This is a genomic window from Cyanobacterium sp. HL-69 (genome assembly GCA_002813895.1).
Classification (GTDB): Bacteria; Cyanobacteriota; Cyanobacteriia; order Cyanobacteriales; family Cyanobacteriaceae; genus Cyanobacterium.
Window position 1 is genome coordinate 1,504,539 of sequence record CP024912.1, and the last position, 15,434, is coordinate 1,519,972.

Annotated in this window: 16 protein-coding genes; 8 read left to right on the forward strand and 8 right to left on the reverse strand. The window is 35.0% G+C overall.

Going from position 1 to position 15,434, the window contains the following annotated elements; translation table 11 throughout:
• Window position 1 precedes the first annotated feature (1 nt).
• The 5 genes from AA637_RS06975 to tsaD all read right to left on the reverse strand — a co-directional run bounded on the left by AA637_RS06975 (window position 2) and on the right by tsaD (window position 4,992).
• The gene (locus tag AA637_RS06975; protein WP_446684455.1) at window positions 2-1,063 is read right to left on the reverse strand and encodes a glycosyltransferase family 4 protein; all 1,062 of its coding nucleotides are present in this window, start codon (window positions 1,061-1,063) and stop codon (window positions 2-4) included.
• Window positions 1,064-1,279: 216 nt separating this feature from the next.
• Window positions 1,280-1,984 (reverse strand): hypothetical protein, encoded by a 705-nt coding sequence (locus AA637_RS06980; RefSeq protein WP_446684456.1) that lies wholly within the window; start codon window positions 1,982-1,984, stop codon window positions 1,280-1,282.
• Window positions 1,985-2,003: 19 nt separating this feature from the next.
• Complete coding sequence (locus AA637_RS06985; protein WP_069790748.1) at window positions 2,004-2,456, reverse strand: hypothetical protein; 453 nt, start codon at window positions 2,454-2,456, stop codon at window positions 2,004-2,006.
• Window positions 2,457-2,473: 17 nt separating this feature from the next.
• Window positions 2,474-3,865: a MotA/TolQ/ExbB proton channel family protein gene (locus AA637_RS06990; RefSeq protein WP_446684457.1), complete on the reverse strand. Its 1,392-nt coding sequence runs from the start codon at window positions 3,863-3,865 to the stop codon at window positions 2,474-2,476.
• A gap of 71 nt (window positions 3,866-3,936) precedes the next feature.
• A complete protein-coding gene (gene tsaD / locus AA637_RS06995) occupies window positions 3,937-4,992 on the reverse strand; it encodes a tRNA (adenosine(37)-N6)-threonylcarbamoyltransferase complex transferase subunit TsaD (protein WP_446684458.1) in 1,056 nt (351 codons plus the stop codon).
• A gap of 150 nt (window positions 4,993-5,142) precedes the next feature.
• Here tsaD and AA637_RS07000 point away from each other — a divergent pair, with 150 nt between their 5' ends.
• The 5 genes from AA637_RS07000 (at window position 5,143) to AA637_RS07020 (ending at window position 8,741) form a co-directional block, all read left to right on the forward strand.
• Window positions 5,143-5,649 carry a Photosystem I reaction center subunit III gene (locus AA637_RS07000; protein WP_069790751.1) on the forward strand — a complete coding sequence of 169 codons (507 nt, stop codon included), beginning with the start codon at window positions 5,143-5,145 and terminating at the stop codon, window positions 5,647-5,649.
• 41 nt (window positions 5,650-5,690) lie between these two features.
• Window positions 5,691-5,819, forward strand: a complete 129-nt coding sequence (gene psaJ / locus AA637_RS07005) for a photosystem I reaction center subunit IX (RefSeq protein WP_069790752.1) — start codon at window positions 5,691-5,693, stop codon at window positions 5,817-5,819.
• Between the two features lie 208 nt (window positions 5,820-6,027).
• Window positions 6,028-7,041 carry a type I glyceraldehyde-3-phosphate dehydrogenase gene (locus tag AA637_RS07010; protein ID WP_069790753.1) on the forward strand — a complete coding sequence of 338 codons (1,014 nt, stop codon included), beginning with the start codon at window positions 6,028-6,030 and terminating at the stop codon, window positions 7,039-7,041.
• 301 nt (window positions 7,042-7,342) lie between these two features.
• Complete coding sequence (locus tag AA637_RS07015) at window positions 7,343-7,852, forward strand: hypothetical protein (RefSeq protein ID WP_446684459.1); 510 nt, start codon at window positions 7,343-7,345, stop codon at window positions 7,850-7,852.
• A gap of 85 nt (window positions 7,853-7,937) precedes the next feature.
• Window positions 7,938-8,741, forward strand: coding sequence for a TlyA family RNA methyltransferase (locus AA637_RS07020; RefSeq protein WP_446684460.1), 804 nt, complete (start codon window positions 7,938-7,940; stop codon window positions 8,739-8,741).
• Window positions 8,742-8,818: 77 nt separating this feature from the next.
• Here AA637_RS07020 and AA637_RS07025 read toward each other — a convergent pair whose 3' ends face one another.
• Window positions 8,819-9,217: an FHA domain-containing protein gene (locus tag AA637_RS07025; RefSeq protein ID WP_069790756.1), complete on the reverse strand. Its 399-nt coding sequence runs from the start codon at window positions 9,215-9,217 to the stop codon at window positions 8,819-8,821.
• A 123-nt stretch (window positions 9,218-9,340) separates the two neighbouring features.
• On the reverse strand, window positions 9,341-9,616 hold the full coding sequence (gene psaK, locus AA637_RS07030; RefSeq protein WP_069790757.1) for a photosystem I reaction center subunit PsaK: 276 nt from the start codon (window positions 9,614-9,616) through the stop codon (window positions 9,341-9,343).
• 129 nt (window positions 9,617-9,745) lie between these two features.
• On the opposite strand from psaK, the gene AA637_RS07035 reads away from it, so the two are divergent.
• Together AA637_RS07035 and AA637_RS07040 are read left to right on the forward strand one after the other, a co-directional pair.
• Window positions 9,746-10,393 (forward strand): phosphoribosylanthranilate isomerase, encoded by a 648-nt coding sequence (locus tag AA637_RS07035; protein WP_446684461.1) that lies wholly within the window; start codon window positions 9,746-9,748, stop codon window positions 10,391-10,393.
• Between the two features lie 223 nt (window positions 10,394-10,616).
• Window positions 10,617-11,267 (forward strand): 7-carboxy-7-deazaguanine synthase QueE, encoded by a 651-nt coding sequence (locus AA637_RS07040; RefSeq protein ID WP_446684462.1) that lies wholly within the window; start codon window positions 10,617-10,619, stop codon window positions 11,265-11,267.
• 32 nt (window positions 11,268-11,299) lie between these two features.
• On the opposite strand, the gene AA637_RS07045 is transcribed toward AA637_RS07040, so the two are convergent.
• Entirely contained in the window at window positions 11,300-12,565 is a 1,266-nt protein-coding gene (locus AA637_RS07045) for a sensor histidine kinase (RefSeq protein WP_446684463.1), read from the reverse strand.
• Window positions 12,566-12,883: 318 nt separating this feature from the next.
• Here AA637_RS07045 and AA637_RS07050 point away from each other — a divergent pair, with 318 nt between their 5' ends.
• The gene (locus AA637_RS07050) at window positions 12,884-15,247 is read left to right on the forward strand and encodes an MASE1 domain-containing protein (protein WP_446684464.1); all 2,364 of its coding nucleotides are present in this window, start codon (window positions 12,884-12,886) and stop codon (window positions 15,245-15,247) included.
• Window positions 15,248-15,434 lie beyond the last annotated feature (187 nt).

Here is a 15,434-nt window from a genome sequence, read left to right on the forward strand (position 1 = left end):
TCTATAAAAACTGTTTAATAACTTCCAAAGTTTCTTTTCCTGTTTTATCCCAGCTGAATTTTTTTACCCTTTTCAATCCCTCAGTTATTAAGTGCGATCGCACTTTATCCTTAACAATTTCATTCATAGCTTCTGCAATGTCATCCACATCATAAGGATTAACCAATAAAGCCCCATCTCCCGCCACTTCAGGTAAAGAAGAAACATTAGAAGTAATCACAGGAGTGCCACAAGCCATCGCCTCTATTACGGGAAAACCAAACCCTTCCCAAAGAGTAGGAAAAACAAGTGCTTGAGCCTGATTTAATACTTTAACCAATTCTTGGTCATCAAGATAATTTAAAAACTCTACCCGTTCAAAAACTCCTAAATCACGGGCTAATTGTTTAAGTAAAGGAGTATAACGTTTATCTTCTCCTCCCACTAACCAGAATTCATAATTTTTATTATTTTTAAACTTAGCAAAAGCAGAAAGAATATTAACTAAATTTTTATGAGGATCATGTCTTCCTAAATAAACAAAATAAGGTTTTCTATTAATATCTTTTGCATCATCAATTACTTTAAATTTATCAAAGTTATAGCCTAAATAAATAGGAGTAATTTTTTTCGCAGAAATACCATAATAATTAATTATGTCGTTAGCTGTACTTTCTGAATTACAAATAATATGGGTTGCTTGTTCACATACTTGGGGTACATAATAACGAAAATAAGCACTTAGAGCCGATTTTTTTTGAGGAAATCTGAGGGGAATTAAATCATGTACCATTACCACCTTAGAAAGTTTTGGCGTAAATAAGGGCAACTCAGGCACAGGGGAAAATAATAAATTTCCGTCTAATGTTCCATATATTTTAGGCAATTTAAACTGAGTCCATAATAATCGCAAAAAATGCCCTTTACTGCCATAGTCTGGACTAAATTTATCAGAAATATTATAATTACACTCAGCACTATTAATTAAATTTTTGTTAGCTAGACTAATATTATTTAAATCTTTTAAATAAGGAAAAATGTGATTAATATAATTAGTAATTCCCGTTGGTTTTTCGATCAGCATCGAAAAATTTAAAATTAATTTAGATTGATTATTTCTCACTCAATAAAAAGTATATAAAAACGTGTTTTGTGACATAACGATAACATAATACTAAATCTGATGTCTAAAATTTATTACTGCCTACCATTGACATTATAAATATTTATAAAAGGTTTTTATTCTTAAATTAAAATAATTGTAATAATTATCAATTATCCATTCTCAATTATCAATGATCTATTGTACTCCCACAGAACGACCACCAGAACCAAAAACGAGAATATTATTTTGGGCAAAAGGCTCCCAACCTACCTGAAAGCCCTTAGTAAGGGCTTTTTCTCTAGCTGCCCGAAAAGTAGAAAAACTGTCGGGACGAACTATAAAAGCCACATATTGCTCATTGGGATTAAGGGTTTGTAGAATCTGGGCAAATTGTGAATTTTCGGCCCCTATTTGCTGATTTTCTTCCCCTTGGGCGTTGGAAATGGGTTCATATCGTAAGGAAGCATCAGCGGTGAAACTGACTCTATATTGACCATTATCTACGGAAAAGTTTTGAACACGACGAGCAATATTGCTGGTACAGCTATTATAAATATTGATTTCATTGAGATAGGTTTGATAAGCAAATTGACTACGACTACGAGGAGGCTCAGGAAGATTACAAGTGGGTAAACTAGAGTATATATCCTCAATTTGTGTCTCAATTTCGGGATCACTAATATAAAATAATTGGTTGTTTCTTAGTTCAAAAAAAACACCTTTTTTATCAGTTTCTGCCCTTAGGGGAGTTTTAATTATTCTATCGGCTTCTACGGTTAATAAGCTAACAAATAAACCAATAAACATGAGGACTCCTACGGTATTGGTTAATACGTCTAAAAAGGAGTCTAAATTTTGACCAGGATGATTTTTTTTCCTAATAGTACGTTGTCTAGGCATAATATTTATTTAGGTTAATTTATTCTGCAAATTTTAGGGTTAAACCTTCGTCAATGGGTTCGTAACCTATGTCAATATTTCGAGCTTCTATTAAGTCTCTAACTTCATAAAATGTTTCTAGTCCAGTAGGTCTTAAAATTACGATAACATATTCATTATTACGATTATTTTCTACCTCTTCAATGAGAGTTAGTAGGGGAGAATTACTACGACTTAATCGATTTCTGGGGACAAATTCTTCACTAGGATGAAGAATAATACCATCTTCTCTACATTCTATGTAGCGGGGAGTCTTTGCACTATTTTGTCCTTCTTCGGTTTGCCCAATGATGGTTACTTCGGAACTACTTTCGATGCTTTCGGTGCTAATAACAATTATCAATAAAATTAGTGTTCCAATGGTACAAGCGAGGACGGATAGAAAGGGAAATAACTCCATTTCTATTTTGTTAGCACGGGATCTTCTACGCATAGTTAATTGTGTAATATTTATTCGTCAATTTGTTCTATGAGGCGAACTATTCTAGGCTTACTTAAGTCTTTTATTACGGGTTGTAGGAGGGTAATTTGTTCTTTTATCATGGCTAAAGAGTCTTCCATTTTACTAGCATTTTCTAGGGCTTTTACTATACCTGTAAAACTATCTTCTAGGGTTGATAATTTGGCAATTTGTTCGCTAGATTGTTGGAGAGAGGCAATTTTTTCGTCTAGGATTGAACCTATATTTTCTAGTCTAAAAGCGATCGCACTTACCTGATTATCTAAGGTATCTTGAGTAAGCTGATTTTGTTCTTTTATTAGTTCAACCATACCCTTTATATCATTAACTAAATTAGCATTAAAACTATGTTGTTCTTGATAGGATTGGATAATTTTTTCCCTGTCCGTAAGAATAATACGATTAACCTCTTTTATACCCTCTACCAATTCCGATTCTTGGGTTTGAATTTGGTTAAACTGATGGAGAAATTCTTTAAGTAAATTTTGAGCCGCTTCCCTTGCATATACTTCCGCTGGTTGAATCAATTCCTCGGAGGTAGGCAATGATTCTTTAATGGCTTGGTGGATAGTTTTGTTGATACTATCGTTATCAAAGGAAGAAGAGGGCAATTCTTTTTCAGAGAATCGGGGCAAAAGTCTATCATTGATAAATATATCTATCTGTAACAGCAACTGTGATTCCATTCTTTCGATTAAAACAAGGGGAATCATTACCACCACACTCAACAATAAAGCCAGTAAAGTAGTATCAAAAGCCACCGCCAAACCACCCGTTACCGTGCCAATACCTTCCCGAATTTGGTCAACTTCTGAGGCACTATCTAGGAAACCAGAAAAGCCATTTACTGCCTGACTAATACCCAATACTGTACCCACAAAACCGAGTAGAGGTATAGCCCAAACCAAAATACGAGGAAAGGTGTAGGATGATTCCGAAGCACTAAGATAAAAAGAGGAATCGTCAAGGGCTAATTCCCCCGATGCTTTTCTACTACCTGAATGAATATAGGCACTGAGGACTCTGGATAGTCTATTGTCAACCACATTCCCTGATTCTGAAAAGTATTCGCACATTTGCCTAACTTTTACTGACTGATGATTTTCGAGGGGAATGTGTATGGGAATGTCTAGTTTTCTAAGGCTTTTTAATTCTGCCCTAATTTTAAAAAACTTATCGAGACTGCTAGTAATAACGAAACAGGAGAGAAATACTACCAAATATTGAGTTATGCCCCTATCTATTAATAATATTCCCAAGTAGGTATCCCTAAAAGGTAATAGTAACGCATATATAGCAATGGTCAAGAGACTAGAAAATAATAATACTAGGGGTAAATTAATATCTAATTCTTGACGATTGTTAGTAATTGAATTGGGCATTTGTAAGCAGGTAATAGTTTGTAAAATTATAGCTTACGAGATTTCAATTTTGAATGATGAATTATCTTAACTTATGATTGTAAATACAACTCACCGACTCTTTCAATACTCATCCTTGATGATACTTCAATGTTGAGGGGCGATCGCCCTTGATTGTTAAAATGCTCCGCCGCCGCACAGCCAATCATCGCCGCATTATCGGTGCAATATTTGAGAGGGGGGAAATATACCGTTAAACCGTGCTCTTGACAAGCGGATTGCAAACAATCCCGTAAGCCACTATTGGCAGCCACTCCACCCCCCACGGCAATGGTATCCAATCCCAAATCTAAACAAGCCCTCACCGCCCTTTTGGTTAATGCTTTGGCAACGGTAATTTGAAAACTGGCACACAAATCAGCGATGGGCAAATTTTCCTCCCCCATTTCCTCCTTCAACTTGGTGACTAAACGCAACACCGCCGTTTTTAGTCCACTAAAACTCGAATCATAGGGATGAAAACCTTGATTATTAGGTAAAGAAACTCGTCCTTCTGGTAACTTAAAGGCTTGGGGATTTCCTTCCTTGGCTAATTTATCGATAATCGGACCCCCAGGATAGCCCAAATTTAACAGCCTTGCCACCTTATCAAAAGCCTCCCCCGCCGCATCGTCACGGGTTGAGCCGATATTTTCATAGTTACCGCAACCTTTAACATGAATAAGGCTAGTATGTCCCCCTGAAACTAATAAACACAGAAAAGGCGGTTTTAAATGGGGTTGGGCAAGGTAAGAGGCAAAAACATGACCTTCGAGGTGATGAACCCCCAAAAAGGGCTTATTATGTACCATAGCGAGGGTTTTTCCTGCCATTACCCCCACCATCAAAGAACCTACTAATCCAGGGGTCACCGTAGAGGCGATCGCATCTATACCATCCCACCCCAAGCCTGACTCCTCCAAGGCTTTATCAATACAAGGGTTGACCATTTCCAGATGTTGCCGAGATGCCAATTCTGGTACTACTCCCCCATAGGTTTCGTGTAATTTTATCTGAGATGCCACCACATTACCTAGTACAGTGCGATCGCGCACCACTGCCACACTGGTATCATCACAACTACTTTCAATGGCCAGAATAGTTCCCATAATTAAATTAATTTGTTAAGAATAATAAACTTTCCTGTTATTACTGTACTGCATTTCCCCAATCGCTGTAAGATCGCATTTGAAGTAAATTTTTTAGCTTCATTTTTTGTAACAATAATTTGTTGTTTCGTAACAAAAGGAAACAATTTTATGGGTAAAATATTCAGTCTCGTATTAGCATTTACACTTTCACTAACCGTATGGGGCAACTTCAGCGCCCCTGCTCATGCAGATTTATCTCACCTTACTCCCTGTAGTGAGTCTGCCGCTTATCAAGCAAAAGCCAAAAACTTCCGTAATACCACCAATGACCCCCAATCTGGTCAAAAACGTGCAGCAAGATACGCCGAAGCCCTCTGTGGCCCCGAAGGCTATCCTCGCTTAGTGGTAGATGGCAGATTAGATCACGCAGGTGACTTTATCATCCCTGGCTTACTCTTTCTCTATATAGCAGGTTGGATTGGTTGGGTTGGTCGTGCCTATCTTATCGCCGTTAGAGGAGAAAAAGATGCTGAAATGAAAGAAATTATCATCGATGTACCCCTAGCAATCAACAAAATGTTATTAGGCTTTAGCTGGCCTCTTCAAGCATTAGGGGAACTAAAATCTGGAGCATTAACCGCTAAAGATTCTGAAATTTCTGTTTCACCTCGCTAATATTCATTGATTTTTAATTATTTTTTTGGGAGATTTTTTTGATGAAAGGTTTACCTACTTTTTTATCTACAGCACCCGTTTTAATTACCGCATTGTTGGTATTTACTGCTGGTCTATTAATTGAATTTAACCGCTTTTTTCCAGACCTTTTATTCCATCCTATGGGATAGTTTTTATAAAAAAAAAGATTAACATCTTTAGGGTATAGCCTCCAATTTTTTTTTGGGGCTATGCCCTTTTTATTAACCTAGATGTATTACGCTACGCTACAGAAAAAAAATCAAAAAAGGGGTTTGAACAATACAGTCTTTACGATATGATTAGGGTCATTACAAAAATTTATTGTACTTAATTAAAATACCAGAGGAAATAAAAACAGTGGTTAGAGTAGCTATTAATGGTTTTGGAAGAATCGGACGTAACTTCTTACGTTGTCTATTAACCAGAGAAAACAGCGATTTAGAATTAGTCGGTATCAACGATACTTCCGATCCCCATACTAACGCGCATCTTCTAAAATATGACTCCATGTTAGGAAGATTAGATGCAGACATTCAAGCCGATGAAAACTCCCTAATTGTTAACGGCAAAACTATTAAATGTGTTTCAGACCGTAATCCTTTAAATTTACCTTGGGCTGACTGGGGTGTTGACCTTGTAGTTGAATCTACTGGGGTATTTGTCACCGAAGAAGGTGCATCAAAGCACATCCAAGCGGGAGCTAAAAAAGTATTAATCACCGCTCCTGGTAAAGGTGGAAACATTGGTACTTTCGTAATGGGTGTTAACCACGAAGATTATGACCATGATAAATATAATATCGTTAGTAACGCCAGTTGTACCACCAACTGCTTAGCTCCTGTTGCTAAAGTATTACACGAAAACTTTGGTATCATCAAAGGTACCATGACCACCACCCACAGTTACACTGGGGATCAGCGTTTACTAGATGCTAGTCATAGAGACTTAAGACGTGCTCGTGCGGCGGCCATCAATATCGTACCCACCAGCACCGGGGCAGCCAAAGCTGTAGCCCTTGTATTACCTGATCTTAAAGGTAAATTGAATGGTATCGCCCTTAGAGTTCCTACCCCTAACGTTTCCATTGTTGATTTAGTGGTACAAGTAGAAAAAAGCACCATTGCAGAGCAAGTAAATGATGTTGTTAAAGAGGCCTCTGAAGGCTCTTTAAAAGGAATTTTGGGTTACAACGAATTGCCTTTAGTGTCCTGTGATTACCGTGGTAGCGATGTATCTTCTATTGTAGATGCTAGTTTAACCATGGTAATGGCTGGAGATATGGTAAAAGTTGTTGCTTGGTATGACAATGAATGGGGTTATTCTCAAAGGGTTGTGGATTTAGCTGAGTTAGTAGCTAATAAGTGGAAATAGATAAGTAAGTAGGCATAATTAAATCGATTTAGGTAAGGGGTTTAAACCCCTTGTTCATAAGAGTCTTAATAAAATAAGAACTATAATTAATTTCGCCAACCTACTTAAATATCTAAGTTTTTTATTTGTATTAGTATTAATTTCCCAGTCTGATATTTAATAGGGGAAGGATGTATTTCTATACGTTCTTCCTTTTTTATTTTCAATTCTTTATTTTCTATTAAGAGTTACTAAACTAAGTGAGAAATATTTTAGTTAAAATAGTATTGCATATTGAAATCTCTAGTAAGGTAATATTGCCATGGTGCAGACTTTAGAGAAACGAAGAAAAAGATGGTTGTCGAAACCCATCGGCGAAAAATTGGAAGAGGCGGGATTGATTTCAAAATATCAAATTGAGGTTGCTCTTATAGATCAAGTGTCCTACATTGAGAGTAAATTTGGAGAAATTTTAGCTCTCAGGGGATGGTTGAAACAACAAACCATCGATTTTTTTGTTAAGGATTTACCCGATTTAATCAACAACCCCCAAAAAATTCGTATTGGTAATTATTTTAGGGCGGCGGGTTTGTTGGATGATGGGCAAGTACAGGAAATTTTGGACGAACAGACAAACTCAGAGATAAAGTTTGGCTACATTGCTGTTTTAAAAGGTTATGTGAAACAGGAAACTTTAGATTTTTTCTTGCGACACTTTGTCTATGATGGATTTGAAAGAAAAACGATTCATCAAAGTAAGGAAACTTTTATTCAATACGATACGAATATAAGTGTTAATAGTGATTTTGATTTAGATTCTCTTTGGGATTAATATTGTTTAATTTGGGGGATGAATTTGATCTGGTTGCCCCATGGTTTAAAATAATTCTGATACCTTGTAGAGATAAAGAAAGCCATTGTCGAAAGAAAGATTAGATACGTTGTTAAACAGTCAGGGATTGTGTAATTCCCGTGCTTTGGCACAAAAGTTGATTCGGGCAGGAAAGGTTAGGGTTAAGGGGCAAATCGTTGATAAGCCTGGCACTTTGATAAGTGTTGATAGTCCCATTGAGGTGAAGTCTGAGCCTCCTTTTGTGTCGAGGGGTGGAGAAAAGTTGGTTAAGGCTTTGGAATATTTTGCCATTGATGTGGACGATAGAATTTGTCTTGACGGGGGTATTTCTACGGGGGGTTTTACGGATTGTCTGTTTCAAAGGGGGGCCAAAAAGGTTTATGGCATTGATGTGGGTTATGGGCAGGTGGCTTGGAAGATAAGGCAGGATGAGCGTTTGGTGTTGAGGGAGAGGACAAATTTTCGCTATCTAACCTATGATGATTTGTACCAAGATAGTGAGCCTCCTAATTTGGGGGTGATGGATTTATCTTTTATTTCTTTGACTAAGGTTTTGCCGACTCTTTGGGAGTTGTTGGTTAATCCGAAGGAGGTGGTTTTGTTGGTGAAGCCTCAGTTTGAAGTAGGTAAGGGCAAGGTTGGGAAAAAAGGGGTGGTGAGGGATTATCGTTTGCAATCAGAGGCGATCGCCTCTATCCTTAATTGTGCTATAAATATAGGATGGAAGTATAAGGGTTTAATAGCTTCTCCTATCCAAGGACCAGCGGGAAATGTAGAATACTTATTATGGTTGGGAGTATCTGGGGAGGATTTGATGCCCTCACAGAAAGATTTAGATGAGATAACTCAAAAAGCCATGGATAAATAAGTTAGTGATTATGTATTTAATGAAACCTTTACCATAGGACTATTTCTACCTAAAGTCTAACTCCTAATACCAAAGCCTTAATTAATAACTGTTTCCTTGGAAATGTCTTTGCTACTGATGGGTTTGGCAGAAACATTTTTGCCATGACTAGCACTAGAATCATCATCATCAGAACCTAACTGAATTAATATTTTAGGCCCTGAACTAGCTAAACGGATAATCATTCCGTCTTTTACTAAAACTTTATTAATTTTTCTTCCATTTACAAATGTTCCATTAGAGCCTAGGCTAACTAAAGCCCAGTCATCATTACGAGGACGAATTTCCAGATGGTGACGGGAAACCACGGCACTGTATAGTACGACATCATTATCATTCGCCCTGCCGATTCTTATCACCTTATGGGGTTCAAAATTCCATTTTTGGACAGGGGTAGATTTGAGGGGGTGCAAAAGAGTTAAGGTAATCACCAACATTCCATCTGGATAGATATTTTGTATAGTTATAAATCAATAACAACTATTTTAACAAGTTTATTTTAGCTGAAAAATGGTCTTTTGTCTGAATTTTGCCTAACACTTAACCTTAAGAATGGCTAACTATAGCAATCCTGCGTTGGATAAGCCGAGAATAAATCCTGCTCCTAGTATATGTCCTAAACTAGCGGTGGCTAGTAATTCGGGTACTCCAAAATTTTTCCAAATTGCTGGTTTGGCTAAGGGTAAATCAGGCCCTGCCCCTGCTTTTTGGATGGCGAAACGTCCGATAAAAATTGCCACGAGATTAGCAGAAATCATTATCAAAGCTACTTGATAATTCCATTCTACGGTTTGAGGTACTTGGGCTATTAAATTAGAAAAGGCAATTAAATTCATTTTTATGATAAATTTGTTATGTTAACTATTTTGGTTATTTTACTCTTTCCAATAGTTTTTTGCTGATTTACTTAACTTTAATTAATCTTTTTTTATTAACTTTTACTATTTATATTATTCACCGGAATCATGCGCATAAAAATCTGTGGTTTAACTAATGTGGAGGAGGCAAAGGCGATCGCATCTATGGGAGTTGATACCATTGGTTTTATATGTGTCCAAGAATCTCCCCGTTATATCTCTCCTTCTAGTATAAGGGCGATCGTTGAAAAACTTCCCCCTCAAATTAGCACCATCGGTGTATTTGTCAATGCCCCTCTTTCAGAAATAGTAAACATAGTCAGAGAAACAAAACTAACAGGGGTACAACTCCATGGAGAAGAAGATACTGCTTTCTGTCAGCAATTACGAGAAAAATTACCAGATATTGAAATAATCAAAGCCATTAGATACAAAAATCCTCAATCTCAACAGGAAGCGGAGGAGTACATCCCCGTAGTTGATACCCTATTAATAGACACCTATCAAAAGGGAATCCATGGCGGCACGGGAAAAACTTTTAACTGGCAAGAATTACGAGATTATCGGCCCTCTCGCCCTTGGTTAGTGGCGGGAGGAGTTAGCCCTGATAATGTTATCACAGCTTTTAATACTCTTCAATGTGATGGAATAGATCTTTCTAGTAAGGTTGAAATTAGTCCAGGTAAAAAAGATTTAGAAAAAATAAGACAACTAATTGTTAGTTTAGAGTCCATTAAAAATAAATTACCTAATTAATTAGTTTTTACTATTTAACAAAGACTTTAATAGTTATTATTAAAAACATAAGTAGGTTGACGAAATTAATTATAGCTCTTATTTTATCAAGACTCTTATGAACAAGGGGTTTAAACCCCTTGCCTAAATGGATTTAATTATGCCTACTTACTTATCAAAAGTCACATTATCATAAATAATTGAGTTTTTTATAGATTACAATAAATATATTTAATAAAAAATAATGATTAATACTGTTAACAAAAAAGAAGTTAAAAAAACATTAAATAATAATTTATTATACGAATATCCCATTGTCGAAACCTTCCATTCTGTCCAAGGAGAAGGCTTTTTTGCGGGAGTTAACGCCTTTTTTATTCGCTTAGCTGGTTGCGATGTGTTTTGCCCTTGGTGTGATCAAAAAGAAACTTGGTCAATGAAAAAATATCCCTTATATACAGTAGAAAAAATAGTTAGAGAAGTTAAACAAATTAACACTAATACTATTATTGTTACTGGTGGAGAACCTTTATTACATGACTTAAACCCTTTGACCATAGAGTTAAAAAAAACAGGTAAAAATATTCATTTAGAAACATCAGGAGCTCACCCTTTTTCGGGAGTTTTTGATTGGGTAACATTTTCTCCAAAACCTTACAAAAAACCCCATGAAACTATTTATAATAAAGCTAGTGAATTAAAAGTAGTAGTCGCCGAAGAAAAAGATTTTATCTGGGCTTTATCTGAAGGAGAAAAGGTTTCTTCCCATACTATTAAATATTTACAACCAGAATGGAATAGCCCCCATACTCAGGAGTTAATTTTTAATTATATAAAAGATAATCCTTCATGGCGTTTAAGTTTACAAACTCATAAATATTTAGGAGTCAGATAAAATTATTTGAGCAATTTTTTTAGTGGACAAAATCACGATGCGATAGGAATAAATAAGGAAAAAGTAGTGCCATTTAGTTGTTGATTTTTTATCCAAAAAGAAGGACTAAAAATTTCTATATCAACGGACATTTTATCGCATAATTCTTTGACAATGGCTAATCCTAAACCTGTGCCATCAATATCACCTTCTTCCTGTACTCCTCGATAATGACGTTCAAATATATGTTTTTGGTCTTCTGGGGGGATACCATAGCCAGTATCGCTAATTTCTACGACTATTTTTTCTCCTTCGGGAGTAGATTTTTGTTTGACTATTTCTACGCAAATTTTACCGCCTTCGGGGGTATATTTAACAGCATTATCTAATAAATTATTCAATACTTCGGTTAGGGCTTTGGGGTTACTAGAAATGAGGGGTAAACCATCATCAATATCACTCATAAAAGTAATATTTTTATCTTGGGCGATGGAATCAATTCCCATAATTAGAGGTTTAATTAATTGTTTTAAATCTACTTTTTCTAACTTTTGAATATTCTCAGTTAAAAAAAAGCTAGTTGATTGACCTTGTTCTAAGCTAAGGTTAGAAGTATTACTAACAACTTTCCAATCTTCGCTAAAATCTTGGATAAGGTCTCGAAGGCGATCGCCCTCTCGCACAATGCCTTGGGCTATGGTATAATTTTGATCATCCCCCTTCAGACGTTTAATCAATAACTTGCCAAAAGTACGAATAGCCGTCAAAGGATTACGTAATTGATGGAAAAAATCATCAAGATGATCATTTTGTAACTTCTGTAGCTGTTGATAACGCTTTAATTGTTGTTCAGAAATTTGTTGTTTTTGATCCAAAAGTCTTGCAAAAGTAATTGTATGTGCCACTTCCTGTACTTGCAAAACCTCCTGTTTACGCCAAGGTTTTGTACCCCGATTAGTAGCCAGTAAACCTACCATACAATCATCGTGTATCAGAGGTAAAAGTAACTGATAAGGAGAAGCAGACTCAGGAATATAATTAATAATTTTATTTAAATTAGTATCCCTTTCCTCCATCAAATTAAATTCAAAATCTGCCCCCTCTTCCGACTCAGGTAGCAATAATAAATCTCCATTATTATCACCGCTAGAAAAAGGATAAACTATGACAGGAATCAACTTTGGCTCATCACCTTTAACCCTTTCCGTCAAATAAATAGCACTTTCTTGTACCGCTAAATTTTGAGCCAACAAAATCAGCTGAGATTGACATAAACTAATAAACTCTTTGCTGACAAAAACCTCTTCATATTCAGCCATAATTATTTAATCATATAAAATCTAAAATCCCTAACAAAATTATCAATAAAACCTTGAACCTACAGAAATACTACATTAACCAAAAAACTCTAAAAAATTAATAAATAATTAAAAATGAATAATCGATTAAAAAAAACATTTTCCATTTTTACCACCTGATTCTTATTTTATAAACCCTTCACCTTATGATGATTAATGACTACCTCCCCATAAATAACATCTTAACCTGATTAGGGGTTGATCACAGAATCTAAACTAAACCATAATTATAATTAAAAGCCAAAAATATCCTCGCCTTTTCCCCCTCTCCTATCTACCATGAATTTTTTTTACTCTACCATCAAAAAATATGACTTTAACCCCCTTCGTGTGCCATGGTGGAAACAAATTGTCGTAGCGCTTACCTACTTCATTACAGCACTAATATCTATTACTTTCACCACTTACCCTAACACAGGTTCAACTCCTATCTGGATACCTGGAGGAATTGCGGTAGGACTAATTTTTATTTGGGGTTATTCTGCGTGGCTAGGAGTATTCATAGGCATATTAATGACTCAAATTAGCATCTTTCAAGGATGGGAAAATTTCGGTAGTTTTACCCTTGTTATGCTAATCACCGTAGTGACATCACTGGGCAAAATACTAGCCAGTCTATGTAGTGAATCCCAAAATAACAATATTTTTCCTCAATCGGATAATCGCTATTTTCTTCATAGTGTTAAAAATACCGCTCAATTTATCCTTTTTGGTTGTTTTATTAGTCATTTACCCATCGCAATTATTTGTGCTTGTTTAGTGTGTGGATTTGGCAGGGCGCCATGGAATTTATTTATAGAAATTGCGGTTACATGGTGGTTAAGTGATAGTTTTGGGATTTTGATTTTTACCCCTTTAATTGTGGCATGGCAAAAACAAGTTTTTAATTTTATAAAGTGTATTAAGAAACAATGGTTAAATACACTTGTTACTGTATTTTTAGTTTTTATTATTAATCAATCGATTATTAACACGTCTTACGATATACAGTTTTTATATATTCCCTTGGTGGTATGGGTAGTATTTAAGTTTGAAGAATTGGGTGCAAGTTTAGTTGTATTAGTTATTACCATTAATTTAATGTTAGCCACCATCGCACAAACTACTTCTTTTGCCATGGAATCGACGAGGGATTCTCTACTTTTATTACAGTCTTTTATTGCTTGTATTTCTATGACAACCTTGCTTTTAGGAGCAGTTTTAAGCGAAAATAATTATCGTAAGCAAGAATTAATAAAATTAAATAAAGATTTATCCGCAAAAAATAAATTATTAGAAGAATTAAATCGTCAGAAAGATTTACAAAGTGAAGCAAAGGAGAAAATATTAACAGAATATAATAGGTTACTTCAAAAACAGTTGTCTTTAGTTAAAGCGAAAGAAAAAGCTGAAAATTTAACTAAACGGAAAAGCCTGTTTTTTGCAAGTCTGAGCAATGATTTTCTTAACCCTATTAATGCTTTAGTAAAGATAACAGAAAGTTTAGCTAACACTCAATTAAATGATCAACAAAGGGAATATACTCAAATAATTCAGCAGACAATCTCAACGCTATTAAAAGCTGTTAATGATATTTTTAATTTTTCTTCCATTGAAATTGGGGATTTTGAGTTACAGGAGGATAAATTGAGTATTAAAGATATTCTCCAATCTATTAATATTTTATTCTCAAAACAGAGTCAAGAAAAGGAGGTTAATATTTCCTATTCTATTCAGAAAGAATTACCCAATTTTATCGGAGATGCTTCTCGTATTCGTCAAGTATTATTTAATATTTTAGGAAGCTCTTTTTATAATCAAAATAGTTCTGTTTTCATTTATATAAAGGAAGCAAATTTATTAAATAAAAATAAAGGTTTAGATAATAGCAAAACACTTTTACTTTTTACTATTAAAAGCACTATACATGATCAAAATGAAGTGAGAGAAGATGGGGAAGCGATACAATATGATGGTGAAACGGCGCTATGCGATCGCACTGAAAATGATAAGATAATAGATACTTATGATATTTTTAATACATTTGAAACCACCACAGAATTTCCAGAAAATAATAGAGAATTAGAGCTATTTATCGCCCAAAAACTAATTAACGCCATGGGAGGTACTATCTGGATAGAAAATGACGGTAAAATAAAAGGAAATCCCCCAGCACAATGGAGTTTGCCATCTCCATCATCCCCAACCTCAATTATTTACTTTACTCTACAACTATGCCCTATATCTAGTGAAGAAAATAAATCAACATCTTCCCATATTTTCAAAGAATTATCCCCATTAAACATTTTGATAGCAGAAGATAATCGTATTAATCAGAAAATAATGCTTTATCATCTAAAACAACTAGGATATGAAGGGGAATTTGTAGCCGATGGTGCAGCACTTTTAGAACAGGTAAAACAAAAAAAATATGATATTATTTTTATAGATATAAAAATGCCTATTATGGATGGTATTCAAGCCAATAAACTTTTAAGAAAAAACTATAATAAAGCTCACTATATAGTTGCTATTAACCACTTGATTGAAAACAAAAAAGAAGAGTTTATTTCTCTAGGTTTTGATGACTGCATTAATAAACCCATTCAACTGGAAGAATTAAAAGTGGTTTTACAAAAAATATTGTTGATACATAATCTGTAAAATTTCTATGGACTTAATCGAAACAAAACAACATATTCAATGAATTATTATTAATTACACCAAATTTTTCTTAAGATAAGATACCTATTCGTTAGCTTGAAATAGAGATGATTAGTTTATTGATCCGTAATTATGAACTGTTTCCCGTCATAATTAGTACGTTATCAAAGACTTACTGTTATAGCAA

What these genes read in the sequence shown, in the direction of transcription:
- AA637_RS07040 (WP_446684462.1), top strand. Translation starts at nt 10,617, where the DNA reads ATGATTAATACTGTTAACAAAAAAGAAGTTAAAAAAACATTAAATAAT.
- tsaD (WP_446684458.1), bottom strand. Translation starts at nt 4,992, where the DNA reads ATGGGAACTATTCTGGCCATTGAAAGTAGTTGTGATGATACCAGTGTG.
- AA637_RS07035 (WP_446684461.1), top strand. Translation starts at nt 9,746, where the DNA reads ATGCGCATAAAAATCTGTGGTTTAACTAATGTGGAGGAGGCAAAGGCG.
- psaJ (WP_069790752.1), top strand. Translation starts at nt 5,691, where the DNA reads ATGAAAGGTTTACCTACTTTTTTATCTACAGCACCCGTTTTAATTACC.
- AA637_RS07050 (WP_446684464.1), top strand. Translation starts at nt 12,884, where the DNA reads ATGAATTTTTTTTACTCTACCATCAAAAAATATGACTTTAACCCCCTT.
- AA637_RS06975 (WP_446684455.1), bottom strand. Translation starts at nt 1,063, where the DNA reads ATGCTGATCGAAAAACCAACGGGAATTACTAATTATATTAATCACATT.
- AA637_RS07015 (WP_446684459.1), top strand. Translation starts at nt 7,343, where the DNA reads ATGGTGCAGACTTTAGAGAAACGAAGAAAAAGATGGTTGTCGAAACCC.
- AA637_RS07000 (WP_069790751.1), top strand. Translation starts at nt 5,143, where the DNA reads ATGGGTAAAATATTCAGTCTCGTATTAGCATTTACACTTTCACTAACC.
- AA637_RS06980 (WP_446684456.1), bottom strand. Translation starts at nt 1,984, where the DNA reads ATGCCTAGACAACGTACTATTAGGAAAAAAAATCATCCTGGTCAAAAT.
- AA637_RS07025 (WP_069790756.1), bottom strand. Translation starts at nt 9,217, where the DNA reads ATGTTGGTGATTACCTTAACTCTTTTGCACCCCCTCAAATCTACCCCT.
- AA637_RS06990 (WP_446684457.1), bottom strand. Translation starts at nt 3,865, where the DNA reads ATGCCCAATTCAATTACTAACAATCGTCAAGAATTAGATATTAATTTA.
- AA637_RS07045 (WP_446684463.1), bottom strand. Translation starts at nt 12,565, where the DNA reads ATGGCTGAATATGAAGAGGTTTTTGTCAGCAAAGAGTTTATTAGTTTA.
- psaK (WP_069790757.1), bottom strand. Translation starts at nt 9,616, where the DNA reads ATGAATTTAATTGCCTTTTCTAATTTAATAGCCCAAGTACCTCAAACC.
- AA637_RS06985 (WP_069790748.1), bottom strand. Translation starts at nt 2,456, where the DNA reads ATGCGTAGAAGATCCCGTGCTAACAAAATAGAAATGGAGTTATTTCCC.